General features: G+C 71.1%; 14 protein-coding genes. 9 read left to right on the top strand and 5 right to left on the bottom strand.

Annotated features, from left to right (window positions below; translation table 11 throughout):
• Positions 1-57: 57 nt before the first annotated feature.
• Entirely contained in the window at positions 58-1,050 is a 993-nt protein-coding gene (locus ACFUJ1_RS17915) for an alpha/beta hydrolase (protein ID WP_378646871.1), read from the bottom strand.
• Positions 1,051-1,240: 190 nt separating this feature from the next.
• Here ACFUJ1_RS17915 and rfbA point away from each other — a divergent pair, with 190 nt between their 5' ends.
• Together rfbA and ACFUJ1_RS17905 are read left to right on the top strand one after the other, a co-directional pair.
• Positions 1,241-2,113 (top strand): glucose-1-phosphate thymidylyltransferase RfbA, encoded by an 873-nt coding sequence (gene rfbA / locus ACFUJ1_RS17910; RefSeq protein WP_378646869.1) that lies wholly within the window; start codon positions 1,241-1,243, stop codon positions 2,111-2,113.
• A gap of 2 nt (positions 2,114-2,115) precedes the next feature.
• On the top strand, positions 2,116-2,670 hold the full coding sequence (locus tag ACFUJ1_RS17905) for a dTDP-4-dehydrorhamnose 3,5-epimerase family protein (RefSeq protein WP_378646929.1): 555 nt from the start codon (positions 2,116-2,118) through the stop codon (positions 2,668-2,670).
• Positions 2,671-2,714: 44 nt separating this feature from the next.
• Here the strand turns inward: ACFUJ1_RS17905 and ACFUJ1_RS17900 are convergent, their stop codons facing one another.
• Positions 2,715-4,166 carry an MFS transporter gene (locus tag ACFUJ1_RS17900; RefSeq protein ID WP_378646867.1) on the bottom strand — a complete coding sequence of 484 codons (1,452 nt, stop codon included), beginning with the start codon at positions 4,164-4,166 and terminating at the stop codon, positions 2,715-2,717.
• Between the two features lie 86 nt (positions 4,167-4,252).
• Here ACFUJ1_RS17900 and ACFUJ1_RS17895 point away from each other — a divergent pair, with 86 nt between their 5' ends.
• Entirely contained in the window at positions 4,253-4,612 is a 360-nt protein-coding gene (locus ACFUJ1_RS17895; RefSeq protein WP_378646865.1) for a MarR family winged helix-turn-helix transcriptional regulator, read from the top strand.
• 9 nt (positions 4,613-4,621) lie between these two features.
• Here ACFUJ1_RS17895 and ACFUJ1_RS17890 read toward each other — a convergent pair whose 3' ends face one another.
• Together ACFUJ1_RS17890 and ACFUJ1_RS17885 are read right to left on the bottom strand one after the other, a co-directional pair.
• Complete coding sequence (locus tag ACFUJ1_RS17890; RefSeq protein WP_378646864.1) at positions 4,622-5,479, bottom strand: helix-turn-helix domain-containing protein; 858 nt, start codon at positions 5,477-5,479, stop codon at positions 4,622-4,624.
• A 267-nt stretch (positions 5,480-5,746) separates the two neighbouring features.
• Positions 5,747-6,409, bottom strand: coding sequence for a DUF4282 domain-containing protein (locus tag ACFUJ1_RS17885; protein WP_378646863.1), 663 nt, complete (start codon positions 6,407-6,409; stop codon positions 5,747-5,749).
• A gap of 207 nt (positions 6,410-6,616) precedes the next feature.
• Here ACFUJ1_RS17885 and ACFUJ1_RS17880 point away from each other — a divergent pair, with 207 nt between their 5' ends.
• From ACFUJ1_RS17880 to ACFUJ1_RS17870, 3 genes are all read left to right on the top strand, one after another.
• The gene (locus tag ACFUJ1_RS17880; protein WP_378646861.1) at positions 6,617-7,099 is read left to right on the top strand and encodes a hypothetical protein; all 483 of its coding nucleotides are present in this window, start codon (positions 6,617-6,619) and stop codon (positions 7,097-7,099) included.
• A 146-nt stretch (positions 7,100-7,245) separates the two neighbouring features.
• Positions 7,246-9,420 carry a molybdopterin oxidoreductase family protein gene (locus ACFUJ1_RS17875; protein WP_378646859.1) on the top strand — a complete coding sequence of 725 codons (2,175 nt, stop codon included), beginning with the start codon at positions 7,246-7,248 and terminating at the stop codon, positions 9,418-9,420.
• A gap of 183 nt (positions 9,421-9,603) precedes the next feature.
• Complete coding sequence (locus ACFUJ1_RS17870; protein WP_378646857.1) at positions 9,604-10,221, top strand: pyridoxamine 5'-phosphate oxidase family protein; 618 nt, start codon at positions 9,604-9,606, stop codon at positions 10,219-10,221.
• Here the strand turns inward: ACFUJ1_RS17870 and ACFUJ1_RS17865 are convergent.
• The gene (locus ACFUJ1_RS17865; RefSeq protein ID WP_378646855.1) at positions 10,208-10,663 is read right to left on the bottom strand and encodes a GtrA family protein; all 456 of its coding nucleotides are present in this window, start codon (positions 10,661-10,663) and stop codon (positions 10,208-10,210) included. The genes ACFUJ1_RS17870 and ACFUJ1_RS17865 overlap by 14 nt on opposite strands.
• A gap of 81 nt (positions 10,664-10,744) precedes the next feature.
• Between ACFUJ1_RS17865 and ACFUJ1_RS17860 the strand changes: the two genes are divergently transcribed.
• The 3 genes from ACFUJ1_RS17860 to ACFUJ1_RS17850 are packed head-to-tail and all read left to right on the top strand — an operon-like array spanning position 10,745 to position 14,998.
• Positions 10,745-12,199, top strand: coding sequence for an FAD-binding protein (locus ACFUJ1_RS17860; RefSeq protein WP_378646853.1), 1,455 nt, complete (start codon positions 10,745-10,747; stop codon positions 12,197-12,199).
• The gene (locus ACFUJ1_RS17855; RefSeq protein WP_378646851.1) at positions 12,196-12,975 is read left to right on the top strand and encodes a decaprenylphospho-beta-D-erythro-pentofuranosid-2-ulose 2-reductase; all 780 of its coding nucleotides are present in this window, start codon (positions 12,196-12,198) and stop codon (positions 12,973-12,975) included. Before ACFUJ1_RS17860 ends, ACFUJ1_RS17855 begins: the two co-directional genes overlap by 4 nt.
• Positions 12,976-13,030: 55 nt before the next feature.
• Entirely contained in the window at positions 13,031-14,998 is a 1,968-nt protein-coding gene (locus ACFUJ1_RS17850; RefSeq protein ID WP_378646927.1) for a galactan 5-O-arabinofuranosyltransferase, read from the top strand.
• Positions 14,999-15,034 lie beyond the last annotated feature (36 nt).

The following is a 15,034-nucleotide window of genomic DNA, read 5'->3' as shown; positions in this document are numbered from 1 at the left end:
ACCTTGCCCCGCACCGGGGTGCGGGGCAAGGTTCAGAACTCGTCCGGCCGATCGATGTCAGGCCGTCCGAGCTCGCTCCTGGTGCTCGACCCGGTCCCGCACGAAGCGGGCGACCCGGCCGAGCGCGGCCCTGCCCTCGGGCAGGCTCGGGAAGATGCTCATGAAGGCGTGCACCTGGCCGCGCCACAGCTCCAGGCTGTGCGGCACGCCAGCGGCGGCGAGCCTGGCCGCCATCAGCTCGCTGTCGTAGCGCAGCACCTCGTCCTCCGCGGCGACCAGCAGCACCGGCGGCAGATCCGCCAGGTTGCCGTTGACCGGCGAGAGGATCGGGTCGAGCACGCCGTCGATCTCCGCGCCCAGCCGCACCACCGCGGCCAGCGCGGAGAGCGGGATGTAGGCGTCCCTGGAGACATTGACGTAGCCGCGCTTGGCCACGTGGTCCAGGTCGAGCAGCGGGGAGAGCCCGATCAGCCCCGCGGGCGCGGGCAACCCCTCCTCCAGCGCCTTCAGCGCGGTGGCGAAGGTCAGGTAGCCGCCCGCCGAATCGCCCGCGATCACGATCCGGGACGGGTCGGCGCCGTGCCCGAGCAGCCAGCGGTACGCGGTCAGGCAGTCCTCGACCGACTGCAGGATGGATTTGCCCGGTAGCTGCCGGTAGTCGACGTTCACCACGGGTAGCCCGGTGCGCCGGGCCAGGCTGGCGGCGATCGGCCGGTGCGTGCGCAGCCCGCACACCGCGAAGCCGCCGCCGTGCAGGTAGAGCACCGCACCGTGGCGCAGCGCGCGGGAGCCGCCCGCCGGGCGCAGGATCTCCAGCGAGAAGCCGCGCAGCCGCACCTGCTCGCGCTCGACCCCGCGCGGCTCGCGGCGCAGCCGGGAGAGGCCGTCCACCGCGGCCGCGGCGACGGGGATGGTGTGCCGGTTGATCGGCAGCTGCCGCAGCACCGGGCGGAGCACGCCGGAGCAGGTGGCGAGCAGCAGGCGGGCGGCCGGGCTCGGTCCGTGCGGGTTCATCACCCTGCCCGTGAGTTCGTCACTGATCGCGGTCATGGCGGTACCTACCTCACCCACGGGCGGAGCGTCCTCGCTGACGTCCCACTCCAGAAGATCACGACAAGTGTGATCCGTGCAACAACCATGCCCCGGCCGACCTGTTCGGCAAACCCGTCGTGACCATTTCGCGGTCGGGCTGGAACCTCCCCGTCTCCGGCGCCCCGGCGAGCTGGCAGACTCTGGGGCCATGCGCGGAATCATCCTGGCGGGCGGCACCGGCTCGCGCCTGCACCCGATCACGCGCGGGGTGAGCAAGCAGCTCGTCCCGGTCTACGACAAGCCGATGATCTACTACCCGCTCTCCACCCTGATGCTGGCCGGGATCACCGACATCTTGGTGATCACCACCCCCGAGGAGGCGGGCGCCTTCCGCAGGCTGCTCGGCGACGGCAGCGCCTTCGGCATCGCCATCGACTACGTGGTCCAGCCCGAACCCGACGGCCTGGCCAGGGCTTTCGTCCTCGGCGCCGAGCACATCGGCTCCGACTGCGCGGCACTCGTGCTCGGCGACAACATCTTCCACGGCCCCGGGCTCGGCACCGGCCTGAACCGCTTCCACGGGCTGGACGGCGGTGCGGTCTTCGCCTACTGGGTCTCCGACCCGACCGCCTACGGCGTGGTCGAGTTCACCGAGGGCAGGGCGGTCTCGATCGAGGAGAAGCCGAAGGCGCCGCGCTCCAACTACGCCATCCCCGGGCTCTACTTCTACGACAACGACGTGGTGGAGATCGCCCGCTCGCTGCGGCCGTCCGCGCGCGGCGAGTACGAGATCACCGACATCAACCGCGCCTACCTGGAGCAGGGCAGGCTGCGGGTGGACGTGCTCGCCCGCGGCACCGCCTGGCTGGACACCGGCACCTTCGACTCGCTGCTCGACGCGGCGAACTACGTGCGCACCATCGAGGAGCGGCAGGGGCTGAAGATCGGCGTGCCGGAGGAGGTGGCGTGGCGAATGGGGTATATCGATGACGACCGGCTGCGCGCCGCGGCGGAGCGGCTGGTCAAGTCGGGGTACGGCGGCTACCTGCTCGACCTGCTCGAGCGCGGACGGGACTGGTGAGCATGGAGATCAGGGAGCTGGAGGTCCCGGGCGCCTGGGTGCTGACGCCGCGGCAGTTCCGCGACGAGCGCGGCGTCTTCCTGGAGCAGTTCAAGGCGTCCGAGTTCGAGAAGGCCACCGGGCGGCCGCTGGATCTGAAGCAGGTGAACTGCTCGGTCTCCGCCGCCGGGGTGCTGCGCGGCATCCACTACACCGAGGACCCGCCGGGCCAGGCCAAGTACGTCACCTGCGTGCGCGGCGCCTTCCTCGACGTGGTGGTCGACCTGCGGCCCGGCTCGCCGACCTACGGGCGGTGGGACAGCGTCCTGCTCGACGACGTCGACCGGCGCTCGGTCTTCCTCGCCGAGGGGCTCGGCCACGCCATCCTCTCGCTCGCCGACGAGTCGACGGTGACCTACCTGTGCTCGCTGGAGTACAGCCCGGAGTTCGATCACGAGATCGACGCGCTCGACCCCGCGCTCGGCATCGACTGGCCGCGCGTCGGCCGGGACGGACAGCCGCTCACCCTGGTCCGCTCGCCCAAGGACGAGGCGGCGCCGCCCTTCACTCCCCGCTGACCGGGCGCCACCCGCGTGGAGTGGCACCCGGTCGGGTAGGCGGCTCAGCCCGCTGGCTCGAGGGCAGGCTCGACCGGCTTCCCGCGGCGGCGCACCAGCGCGGCCAGCGAGATCGCCGCGCCGACCGCGGTGACCGCGGCGGCGAACTCCAGCCCCGGCCGGTACGCCGCGAGCATCGCGGCCGGGCTGTCGTCGTGCGGCCCGGACGCGATGAGCGCCGTCGTCACCGCGAGCACGATGGCCGCGCCGACCTGCATGGAGGTCTGCAGCACGCCCGCCGCGAGCCCCTGCTCGTCGTCGTCGATCCCGGCGGTGGCCTGGATGTTGATGGCCGGGAAGCCGATCCAGCCGACGCCGATGAGCAGCACGGCGGGCAGCAGCACGGTGAGGTACGACGGCGCGGTATCGATGCGGAGGAACAGCAGGTAGCCGATGGTCATCACGGTGAGCGTCACCGCGATCACCGGCGCGGTGCCGACCCGGTCGACCAGCCGATCGGAGAAGACCGCCGAGAGCGTCACCATGAGCCCGACCGGGAGCAGCGCGAGCGCCAGCGTGAGCGGCGACCAGCCGAGCCCGTCCTGCAGGTACAGCGTGACGATGAACTGCCAGCTGAAATACGAACCGGCGAGCGCGATCACGGCAAGGCTGGCCCGGACCAGGGTGCGCTTGCGCAGGATGCCGAGCCGCACCAGCGGGTGCCGCACCCGCCGCTCGACGGCGACGAAGGCAACGAAGAGCACCACAACGGCGACGAACGAGCCGAGCGTGCGCGGGGTCGCCCAGCCCACCTCTGGCGCGGTGACCACGGTGTAGACCAGGAGCAGCATGGCCGAGGTGGAGAAGATCGCGCCGAGCAGATCGTGCCCGCCCTCCTCCGCCGCGCGGTCCTTCGGCACCAGCACCCAGGCGGCGGCCAGCGCGGCCAGCGCCACCGGGACCGGGAGCAGGAAGGTCCAGCGCCAGCCGATGCCGGTCATCAGCCCGCCGAAGAGCAGGCCGCAGGAGTAGCCGCCCGCACCGAAGACGGTGTAGATGGAGAGCGCCCGGTTGCGCGCAGGCCCCTCCGGGAAGTTGGTGGTGATGATGGAGAGCCCGGTCGGCGCGGTGAACGCCGCGGCCAGCCCCTTCACGAACCGGGTGAGGATGAGCAGCGGGCCGGAGCTCACCAGCCCGCCGGCCAGCGAGGCGACCGCGAAGACCGCGAGCGCGATCAGGAAGACCCGGCGCCTGCCGAGCAGGTCGGCGGTGCGCCCGCCGAGCAGCAGCAGCCCGCCGTAGCCGAGCACGTAGCCGCTGACCAGCCACTGCAGCGTTGCCGTCGAGAGATCGAGTTCGGCGCCGATCGATGGAAGTGCGACGCCGATCATGGAGACATCGAGACCGTCCAGGAACAGCACGATGCAGAGGGTGATCAGCATGGCCCAGAGCCGTGCCGACCAGCGGGCCGGATCGGTCGCCGCGGAGACGGCGCGATGCGTTGCCGGGGAAGTCATAGGCCGGAACATTACATGCACACGCATTAGATTCCAACGCATTAAATGTCGTTGCATGAGGTTGCCGTGGACACTAAGATGGGGCCATGTCGAACCTGCTCGGTGAGTGGCGGCGGCTCCTCGATCGCCACGCCGCGGTGAGCTGCGCCATGGAGAAGGCGCTGCAGCCGCACGACATCGGGCTGAGCGAGTTCGAGACGCTGGACCGGCTGGTCGACGCGGCCTGCGGCGACTACCGGATGAGCGAGCTCGCCGAGGACAGCCACCTGAGCCAGAGCGCGCTCTCCCGCACGGTCGCCCGGCTGGAGCGCGACGGCCTGGTCGCCCGCAGCATGTGCGCCGACGACCGGCGCGCCATCACGCTCTGCCTCACCGAGAAGGGCCGCGCGGTGTACGAGGCGGCCAGGCCAGCGCACCGCGCCGTACTCGCCGAAATGCTGTTCTGACAGCGGCTTTCACAGCGCGTTTCGGGCGTCCTCGATACCGCGGCGGGCGTCGACCGCCACCGCCTCGATCCCGGCGAAGGCGGCGCGGTACCGCGCTACCTCCTGCTCCTTGTCCACGAAGAGCGGGCCGGTGAAGGCCTCGACGTAGACCACCGGCGGCTCCGGGTAGGCGGCGGTGGCGCCGGGGTCGAACTCCAGCACCACGAAGCGGCCGGACTCCATGCCCGGGTGGTAGCCGGAATCGGCGGGGACCACGCGGATCCGGATGTTCGGCAGGTCGGCCAGCTCGCGCAGCCGGTCCAGCTGCGCACCGGCCACCTCGCTGCCGCCCAGTCTGCGCCACAGCATCGGCTCGGCGATCAGCACGTCCAGCCGCAGCGGCGCCGCCGACCGGGTGAGCTGCTCCTGGCGCACCGCCCGCAACCGCAGCCTGCGCTCGGTCTGCTCCGCGGTGAGCCCGGGACGCGCGCCCGCGAGCAGCGCGCGGGTGTATGCCTCGGTCTGCAGCAGCCCCGGCACGGTGTCCACCTCGTAGCTGCGCAGCGCCGACGCCGCCTCCTCCAGGCCGAGGTACACCTCGAACCCCTCCGGAATGGCGTCGCTGTACCCGGCCCACCAGCCGCGCGCCTTGGTCTGCCGCGCCAGCACGGTGAGCGGCTCGACCAGCTCGGTCGGCGCCGCGTAGACCTTGCACATGGCCTCGACGTCCAGCCCGCGCAGCGAGGTCTGACCGGTCTCGATCCGCCAGATCTTCGCCTCCGACCACTCCAGGTGCCGTGCGGCCGCCCTGGTCGTCATCCCCGCGCGATTGCGCAGGTCACGCAGCTGGCGGCCGAGCTGGCGGCGCGGCAGCGTGGAACCGGTCACTCCCCCTGGTTCGCCTGCTCCGGCGGTCACCCGGCGTGCGTTCATCGTCACGTCCCCCCTGTGTACAACTGTGCCCGTCGCAGCGGCGGGCGACCGGCCTCACCCCTCGGGCCGACGACCGCACCGGAGCGCGGGTTGATCGATCACGAACGCCCGGTTACCAATCCTGGGCACTCGGACGGCATTGTTTCACAGTAAGTCGGGCAATGACGATCACTTGGAACAGCCGACCCGGTTCTGTCGATCGATCGAAGGACATCGGTGTACTCATTTCCGTGAGCCGCGCCGGAAGCGCCAGAACTGCACGGCGCGAACATCTTCGGAGAGCTGGTTCACCGGCTCCGCGACATCGGAGAGCACCTGGAAGAGATCGTCGGCGAGATCGCTGATGTGCTCGACCCGCCCCGCCAGCCGGGCCGCGTTCACCAGGAACTCCAGCACCAGCCGGACCGCGGCCGCGATGGTCAGCCCGAGCGGCACCGCGACCAGCGCGGCCAGCACCCCGAGCACCGCGGAGAACTGCCACAGCGAGACGGTCAGCGCGATCGGCACCGCGAAGGCGAAGACCAGCCCGAGCAGGTACGCCAGCGGGAGCAGGGTGAGCGTGACCTCGCGCCGGAACCGGATGTCGAGCAGCCCGCGCACCGCGTCGGCCACCCACGCGCGCAGCGCCGCCGTGCTCTCGAACGGATCGCGGCGCTCCAGCGCGGCGCGCGGCCGCTCGCCCGCGGCCGAGCGCGCGAAGCGGCGGGCCGCCGCCTCCCGCCAGAGCACCCAGCGCGAGCCCGCATCCGGGTCCGGGTCGGCGGGGCCGGGGTCGGCGGCGGCAGGCGGCTCGCCCGGCGGCGGAACCACTTCCGCGCTGTCCGATCCCGCGCTGAGCGGGGGTTCGCCGGACGGCACCCGCGTGCTGTCGGAGTCGTTGCTCATCCCCGAATCCTCCCCGTATATCATCGCTCGGGCTACCGGCATCGAAGGGCGTCGAGCGCACTACCAGACATCGGCGATCCCGGTCGGGAATGAGACGAACCTGACAGTTCGTAATTTTTCGGCGAACCGCGTAACGCCGAGGACACCGCGCACCGATACCACTCGTGAATGCAGGACCTGACTCTGACCGGGGAATGGAGAAAGACAGTGCGTACCACGTTTCCGACTACCGTCTCGGCGGCCGCGATGACCGCCGCCGCGCAGGACTACACCCAGCGTGGATGGACGGTCGCCGAAACGGCCAACGGCCTCTGCCTGATCGCCGATGAGGCGGTCGCGGGCATCGAGGTCGCCGGCGAGCTCGCCGCGGAAGTCCGTCGTTTCCTCCGCGCCAACAACCTCACCGGCCCCGTGATCGAGATCCCCGGCGCCGAGCGTCGCGAGATCCACCTGGTCACCGGCGTCGCCAAGGCCGAGATGGCGCTGGAGGCGCTGCGCGAGGCGGGTGCGGTCGTGCACACCGACGGCGCCGGCATCCCGCTGCCGCCCACCCAGCTCTCCGCCGGCTCCGCCTCCTGGGGCGTCGCGCCGGGCGAGGCCCGCTGGGTCCCGCCGGTGGTCGCCATCGGCGCCGCCGTCCGCGCCGCGCTTGCCAACCGGCGCGCGCAGCTCACCAGCGTCGCCTGCTGATCGAAGCGGGATAACGCCCGCACCGACCACGACCGGTGTCCGCACCGCCGAGGAACTCCCCACCTCGGCACCGCGGGCACCGGTCGTTCGCGTCGGTATCGAGAGAAATTCCCGTCGTTCCTCTCACCATGGACGATGATGGGGGTATGGCCGCGAGCTCGAACACCAGGAACCTGCTGCGCACCTGCCCGCTCTGCGAGGCGGTGTGCGGCCTGCAGATCACGCTCGACCAGGACGACCACGTGGTCGCGGTCCGCGGTGATCGGGAGGATCCGTTCAGCAGGGGATTCATCTGCCCGAAGGGCGCCAGCCTCGGGCAGCTCGACGAGGACCCGGACCGGGTCACCGAGCCGCTGATCCTGGACCGGGCCACCGGCGTCCGGCGCACCGCGACCTGGGACGAGGCCTTCGCCCTGATCGCCGCGCGCATTCCGGCCATCGCCGCCGCGCACGGCAACCAGGCCACCGCGGTCTACCTCGGCAACCCCAACGCGCACACCGTCGCGGGCGCGCTCTACGCGCCCGCGCTGATCCGGGCGCTCGGCACCAAGAACCTCTTCTCCGCCAGCACCGCGGACCAGATGCCGAAGCAGCTGGCCAGCGGGCTGCTCTTCGGCGACCCACTCGCGGTCGCGGTGCCCGACCTGGACCGCACCGGCTACCTGCTGATGCTCGGCGCCAACCCGCTGGAGTCGAACGGGTCCGTCTGCACCGCACCGGATTTCCCAGGCAGGCTCAAGGCGCTGCGGGAGCGCGGCGGCAGGCTGGTCGTGGTCGACCCGCGGCGCACCAGGACCGCGGAGATCGCCGACGAGCACCTCTTCATCCGTCCCGGCAGCGACGCCTACCTGCTCTTCGGCATCGTGCAGACGCTCTTCGCCGAGGAGCTCGTCGAGGTCACGGTGCCGGTCAACGGGCTGGACGAGGTGCGCGCGGCGGCCGCGGAGTTCACCCCGGCCGCGGTGCAGCGCCGCACCGGCATCCCGGCCGAGACCGTGGTCCGGCTCGCCATGGAACTCGCCGCCGCGCCGAACGCCGTGGTCTACGCCCGAATCGGCACCTGCACCGCCGAGTTCGGCACGCTCACCCAGTGGCTGGTCGACGTGCTCAACGTGCTCACCGGCAACCTCGACTCCCCCGGCGGCGCCATGTTCGCCACCGGCGCCGCGCTCGGCATCGTGCGCAGCAAGCCGTTCCGCCCCGGCCGCTGGCGCAGCCGGGTGCGCGAGCTGCCCGAGGCCATGGGCGAGATCCCGGTGGCGACGCTGGCCGACGAGATCAGCACCCCCGGCGACGGGCAGATCCGCGCGCTGGTGACGGTCGCGGGCAACCCGGTGCTCTCCGCGCCGAACGGCCCGCGACTGGACTCCGCCTTCGCCGGGCTGGAGTTCATGGTGAGCGTCGACCGCTACGTGAACGAGACCACCAGGCACGCCGACGTCATCCTGCCGCCGCCGCGCACCCTGCAGTCGCCGCACTACGACTTCGCGCTGCTGCAGTTCGCGGTGCGCAACTACACCAGGTACTCGCGGCCGCTGGTGCCGCTCGGCGACCGGCCGTCGGAGTCCGAGGTGGTCGCCAGGCTGGCCGCGGCGGTCTCCGGGCAGCCGCACGGGCCGGAGGCGCTCGCCGCGCTGGACGAGTTCGTGATCGCGGGCATGCTGCACCGGGCCGGGCTGGACCAGCGCAGGCCGGAGCTGCAGGGGCTGACCAGCACCGAGCAGCGGATCGACCTCATGCTCCGGCTCGGCCCGTACGGCGCGTGGAACGGCGGGACACTGGAGCTGAACACGCTGCTCGAACAGCCACACGGCATCGACCTCGGCCCGCTGCAACCGCGGCTGCCCGACATCCTGCGCACCGCGTCGAAGCGGGTGGAGCTGGCGCCGCCGGAGCTGCTCGCCGACACCGAGCGGCTGCGCGCGGCGCTCACCGCGGCCGCGCCGGACGTGGTGCTGATCGGCCGCAGGCACCTGCGCTCCAACAACAGCTGGATGCACAACCTGCCCCGGCTGGTCAGCGGCACCAACCGCTGCACCCTGCACATCCACCCGGACGACGTGGCCCGGCTCGGGCTCGGCGAGCACGCGGTGGTGAAGTCGGCGGCGGGCGCCGTGACGGTGCCGCTGGAGCCGACCGAGGCGATCATGCCCGGGGTGGTGAGCCTGCCGCACGGCTGGGGCCACGGCGGCAGCGACCAGGGGGTGGCGCGCGAGCACGCCGGGGTCAACGCGAACATCCTCACCGACGACTCGGTGCTGGACGTGCCGTCCGGCAATGCCGTCTTCAACGGGGTCCCGGTTTCCCTCACCCCCGCGTGACACCGGCGAATACCAACCGGTTCACCAGAAAAAACTGAATTCGCCTGCCCGGCGCCCGCAAACTCTCGGAAAACCCTTGCGCACGAGCATTTCTGCGGAGACATACCTCGCATTCCGGTGAGCGCCGGGTGGGGTTCTCCCTAAACTGGTCGACGTTTTCGTTCGACGACCGGAGGGGGCGCCATGCCTGGTTCTCGACACGGCAGCGACGGGGAGCGCGACCTTCAGGAGCAGTACGGCAGTACCGCCAGGGCCGAGCGCTTCTACGACGAGCAGGTGCTGGATCACCTGAACCCGGCCATGATCGGGTTCATCGCGAAGATGGATATGGCGTTCATCGCGACCGCTGACCGAAAAGGCGAATGTGATTCCAGTTTCCGCGCGGGGGTCCCCGGATTCCTGCACGTGGTGGACGAGCGCACCGTCGCCTATCCCGAATATCGCGGTAACGGCGTCATGGCGAGCCTCGGCAATATCCTGGAGAACCCGCACGTCGGCATCATGCTGCTGGATTTCGTGCACGATCTGATCGGGCTGCACATCAATGGCAGCGCGCACATCGTCGAGGACGACGTGCTGCGCCCGCGAGTGCCCGACCTGCCCGCGCAGCACAAGGGCCGGGTGGCCGAGCGCTGGGTGGTTGTCGACGTCGAGGAGGCCTACATCCACTGCCGCAAGCACATCCCGCACCTCGTCCCGGCGGACCGGGAGCTGCGCGACTGGGGCACCGACAACGTCAGGGCCAAGGGCGGCGACTACTTCGGCGCCAAGGCGAGCCGGAGCGCGCTCAGCGGATCTTGAAGATGACCGCCCGCTGCACCACGAAGTTGATCACGGTCGCGGTGCCCTGGGCGACGACGAACGCAAGGAGCAGGGTGACCGCGGTGTCGTCGAGCCAGCGGTTGATCAGCGAGTTGATCCCCACCTGCACCGCGAAGGTGACGGCGTAGAGCAGGACCACCGCGAGGAAGCGGACGCGGCTTGGCGGCGCCTGGAAGGTCCAGCGGCGGTTGATCAGGTAGGCGGTGGTTGTACCCGCGATGAAGCCGATCGCCTTGGCGGCGTCCAGCGGCAGCCCGGCCGCCTTGTAGAGCAGGACATAGAGCCCGAAGTCGACCACCGCCGAGAGCGCACCGGTGAGCACGAACCGGATGATCTGCGTCTTCAGGTCGACGTCGGTGCCGCCCGGCTCGTCGACCAGGGGCAGCTCGGCGGGCAGCGGGAGGTGCGGTTCGGCTGACACGGGGAGAGCCTAACCCTGCCGTACCGAGGAGTACGACAGACGCAGATCCGCCTCGGCGAGGTACCTGTAGCCTCTATGCCGATGTCCACGAACGCTCCGACCGCCACCACACCGTCCACCGGTACCGGCAGCGCCGGTGACGCCGTCGCACTGCCGACGCGCACCCGCTCGCTGACCGGGTGGGGTCGCACCGCACCCACCTCCTCCGAAGTGCTCTCCACCGGCGATCCCGAGGTGATCGCCAAGGCCGTTGCCCTGGTCGCCGATGACAACGACGGCAAGCCCGCGCACCTGCGCCGCGGCGTCATCGCCCGCGGCCTCGGCCGCTCCTACGGCGACAACGCGCAGAACGCGGGCGGGCTCGTCGTCGACATGACCGCGCTGAACAAGATCCACCGGATCGACCGCGATTCCCGGCTGGTCGACGTCGACGCGGGCGTGAACCTGGACCAGCTGATGAAGGCCGCGCTTCCCTTCGGCCTCTGGGTCCCGGTGCTGCCCGGCACCAGGCAGGTGACGATCGGCGGCGCCATCGGCTCCGATATCCACGGCAAGAACCACCACAGCGCGGGCAGCTTCGGCAACCACGTGCGCTCGATGGAGCTGCTCACCGCCGACGGCACCGTGCACACGGTGTCGCCGAAGAAGAACCCCGAGCTCTTCTGGGCCACCATCGGCGGCAGCGGGCTGACCGGCATCATCCTGCGCGCGAGCATCGAGATGACGCCGACCGAGACGGCCTACTTCATCGCCGACGGCGATGTCACCGCCACGCTGGACGAGACCATCGCGTTCCACAGCGACGGCTCGGAGGATCGGTACGAGTACAGCTCGGCCTGGTTCGACGCGATCAGCCCGGAGCCCAAGCTCGGCCGCGCCGCGATCTCGCGAGGCAACCTGGCCAAGCTGGACCAGCTGCCGACGAAGCTGCAGAAGGACCCGCTGAAGTTCAACGGGAAGACCTTCCTCACGCTGCCCGACGTGTTCCCGAACGGGCTGGCGAACAAGTACACCTTCACCCCGATCGGCGAGCTCTGGTACCGCAAGTCGGGCAGCTACCGGGGCAAGGTGCAGAACCTGACGCAGTTCTACCACCCGCTCGACATGCTCGGGGAGTGGAACCGCGGCTACGGCTCGAACGGCTTCCTGCAGTACCAGTTCGTGGTGCCGCCGGAGTCGGTGGACGAGTTCAAGCGGATCATCGTCGACATCCAGAAGTCGGGTTTCTACTCGTTCCTGAACGTGTTCAAGCTCTTCGGCACCGGCAACCAGGCGCCGCTGAGCTTCCCGATGCCGGGCTGGAACATCTGCGTCGACTTCCCGATCTCGGCCGGGCTCAACGACTTCGTCACCTCGCTGGACCGCCGCGTCCTCGAGTTCGGCGGCAGGCTCTACACGGCGAAGGATTCGCGGACCTCCGCGGAGACCTTCCACCGGATGTACCCCCGGATCGACGAGTGGATCGCGGTCCGCCGAAGCGTCGATCCCACAGGCGTTTTCATGTCGGACATGGCGAGAAGGCTGGAGCTCCAGTGATCAATGCCGTTGGCAACCCGCAGACCATCCTGCTGCTCGGCGGAACCTCCGAGATCGGGCTCGCGATCTGCGCGGAGTACCTGAAGAAGGGGCCCGCCCGGATCGTGCTGGCCGCGCTGCCGAACGACCCGCTGCGCGACAGCGCGGTGGCCCAGCTGAAGGCCGCGGGCGCGACCCGGGTCGACCTGGTCGACTTCGACGCCCTCGATACCGACAGCCACCCCAAGGTGATCGACGCGGCCTGGGACGGCGGCGACGTCGACGTGGCCATCGTGGCGTTCGGGCTGCTCGGCAATGCCGAGGAGCTGTGGCAGAACCAGCGCAAGGCGGTGCAGATCGCAGGCATCAACTACACCGCCGCGGTCTCGGTCGGCGTGCTGCTCGGCGAGAAGATGAAGGCGCAGGGGTTCGGGCGGATCATCGCCATGTCCTCGGCCGCGGGCGAGCGGGTGCGCCGCTCGAACTTCGTCTACGGCTCGACCAAGGCCGGGCTCGACGGCTTCTACCTCGGCCTCGGCGAGGCGCTGCGGCCGCACGGCCCGCGCGTGCTCGTCATCCGGCCCGGGCAGGTGCGGACGACGACCACCGTGAACCACTGGGCGGAGACCGGGGCCAAGGAGGCGCCGTTCACCGTGGACAAGGAGCAGGTGGCCGCGCTCGCGGTGGCCGCGTCGGAGAAGGGCAAGGAGCTCATCTGGGCGCCGGGCACCTTCCGCTACGTAATGTCGGTGCTGCGGCACGTCCCGCGGCCGATCTTCCGCAAGCTGCCCATCTAGTTCCTTGACCAGCACCGGACCCCTGGCGATCCTGTCCCGCCGCGCCGCCGGGGGTATGGGCAACGCGCTGCTCGCCGCGGTGGTGGCCGCTGCCGTGGCCGCGGTGCAGCTGGTCGCGTTCTCGCTGGTCGAGTGGCCCGCGTTCAATTCGTCGAATGTCACGCGGGCGCTCACCACGGTGGGGCAGGTCGGTGCGGCGGTGCTGCTGGTCGCCGCGGTGGTGCTGCTCCGGCGGCACCGGCTGCCGTGGCTCGCGAGGCTGCTGTCCTGGGCCGGGATCTCGACCTTCGTCACGGTCACGCTCGGGATGCCGCTGGCCGCGACGAAGCTGTACCTCTTCGGGATCTCGGTGGACCAGGAGTTCCGCACCGAGTACCTGACCCGGCTCACCGACAGCGCCACGCTGCGCGACATGACCTACGCCGACCTGCCGCCGTTCTACCCGGCCGGGTGGTTCTGGCTGGGCGGGCGGGTCGCGAACCTGCTCGGCATGGACGGGTGGGAGGTCTTCAAGCCGTACGCCATCGTGGCGCTCGCGGTGGCGTCGGTGCTGGCGCTTGTGCTCTGGACTGAGCTGATCCGGGCTGATCTGGCGGTCGCGGTGACGGCGGCGACGGTCGCGCTCACGCTCGCGTACGCCGCGCCGGAGGCGTACAGCGCCGTGCTCGTGGTGCTGATCGCGCCCGCGCTGGTGCTGGCCTGGGGTGCGCTGCACCGGCCGGGGCCGCGCGGCTCCTCGGCCGGCGGGTGGGGTGCGGTGCTCGGCACCGGGCTGTTCCTCGGGCTGTGCGCGACGTTCTACACGCTGTACGCGGCGCTGGCGGCGTTCGCGGTGGGGCTCATGGGGTTGATCGCGGCGTGGTTCGCGGTGCGGGCGCGCCGGGCGGGGCGCGCGGGTTTGCGCGCGCGGCCCGCTTCGGCGCGCGGGGCCGCGAAGTTCGCCGGAAACCCCGAGGGTGCGGAGCCCGCCGACATCTCGGGGGCGCCGGCGTGGCGGGCGGCGGTGCCGCCGCTCGCCCGGCTGGCGGTGATCGCCGGGATCTCCGTGCTGGTCGCGCTGCTGGTCTGGACCCCGTACCTGCTGGAGTCGGTGACCGGGAAAGTCGCGCTCGGCGGCGGCGCCTTCCACTACCTCCCCGAAGCCGGGGCGGAACTCCCGCTGCCCATGGCCGAGTTCTCGCTGCGCGGCGCGCTCTGCCTGCTCGGCCTGGTCTGGCTGGTGGTCCGGATCGGTTCGTCCCGGCGGGCGCAGGCGCTCGGCATCGGCGTCGTCGCGGTGTACCTGTGGACGCTGCTCTCCATGCTGGCGACCGCGGCGGGCACCACCCTGCTCTCCTTCCGGCTGGAGCCGATCCTGCTCGTCCTGCTCGCGGCGGCGGGGACGTTCGGCTTCTTCGAGGGCGCGCGCGCCGTCTACCAGGCACTGAACGAGCCGGAGCGGTTCCGCGCGGTCGCCGTGGCGGTGGGGCTGGCCGGCGCGTTCGCCTTCGCGCAGCAGATCCCGCACGTGCTCGCCGCCGAGATCACCACCGCCTACACCGACACCGACGGCGACGGCGACCGCGCCGACAAGCGCGACCCCTCCGCGGTCACGCACTACCGGCAGATCGACGAGGCGCTGCGCGCGCAGACCGGCCGCGCCCCCGCCGACACCGTGCTGCTCACCGCCGACACCAGCTTCCTCGCCTACTACCCGTACTTCGGTTTCCAGGGGCTGACCTCGCACTACGCCAACCCGCTCGCCGATTTCGCCGGCCGCGCCGCCGCCATCCAGCGCTGGAGCGAGCTGGAGACGCCCGCCGAGCTGCTGGCCGCGCTGGACGCCGCGCCGTGGCGTGCGCCGGACGCCTTCCTCTTCCGGCGCGGCGGTGACGGTTACACCCTGCGGCTGGCCGCCGACGTCTACCCGAACGACCCCAACGTGCGCCGCTACACGGTGAGCTTCCCCGCCGAGCTCTTCGCCGACCCGGCCTTCACGGTCACCGATATCGGGCCGTTCACGCTGGTCACCGTAGCGCGCTGAGGGTATGGGAGGTGCGCGCCCTCGGTGCCGCCGCGG

The sequence above is a fragment of the Nocardia sp. NPDC057227 genome (assembly GCF_042669725.1).
GTDB classification, from domain to species: domain Bacteria; phylum Actinomycetota; class Actinomycetes; order Mycobacteriales; family Mycobacteriaceae; genus Nocardia; species Nocardia asteroides_A.
Note: the sequence above shows the minus strand (reverse complement) of the source record. Positions and strands in the feature narration are given on the sequence as shown.

Bases quoted from the DNA above. Each gene is read 5' to 3' on its own strand.
- ACFUJ1_RS17900 (WP_378646867.1), bottom strand. From the start codon at position 4,166: ATGACTTCCCCGGCAACGCATCGCGCCGTCTCCGCGGCGACCGATCCG.
- ACFUJ1_RS17905 (WP_378646929.1), top strand. From the start codon at position 2,116: ATGGAGATCAGGGAGCTGGAGGTCCCGGGCGCCTGGGTGCTGACGCCG.
- ACFUJ1_RS17885 (WP_378646863.1), bottom strand. From the start codon at position 6,409: ATGAGCAACGACTCCGACAGCACGCGGGTGCCGTCCGGCGAACCCCCG.
- ACFUJ1_RS17875 (WP_378646859.1), top strand. From the start codon at position 7,246: ATGGCCGCGAGCTCGAACACCAGGAACCTGCTGCGCACCTGCCCGCTC.
- ACFUJ1_RS17915 (WP_378646871.1), bottom strand. From the start codon at position 1,050: ATGACCGCGATCAGTGACGAACTCACGGGCAGGGTGATGAACCCGCAC.
- ACFUJ1_RS17870 (WP_378646857.1), top strand. From the start codon at position 9,604: ATGCCTGGTTCTCGACACGGCAGCGACGGGGAGCGCGACCTTCAGGAG.
- ACFUJ1_RS17850 (WP_378646927.1), top strand. From the start codon at position 13,031: ATGGGCAACGCGCTGCTCGCCGCGGTGGTGGCCGCTGCCGTGGCCGCG.
- ACFUJ1_RS17860 (WP_378646853.1), top strand. From the start codon at position 10,745: ATGTCCACGAACGCTCCGACCGCCACCACACCGTCCACCGGTACCGGC.
- ACFUJ1_RS17895 (WP_378646865.1), top strand. From the start codon at position 4,253: ATGTCGAACCTGCTCGGTGAGTGGCGGCGGCTCCTCGATCGCCACGCC.
- rfbA (WP_378646869.1), top strand. From the start codon at position 1,241: ATGCGCGGAATCATCCTGGCGGGCGGCACCGGCTCGCGCCTGCACCCG.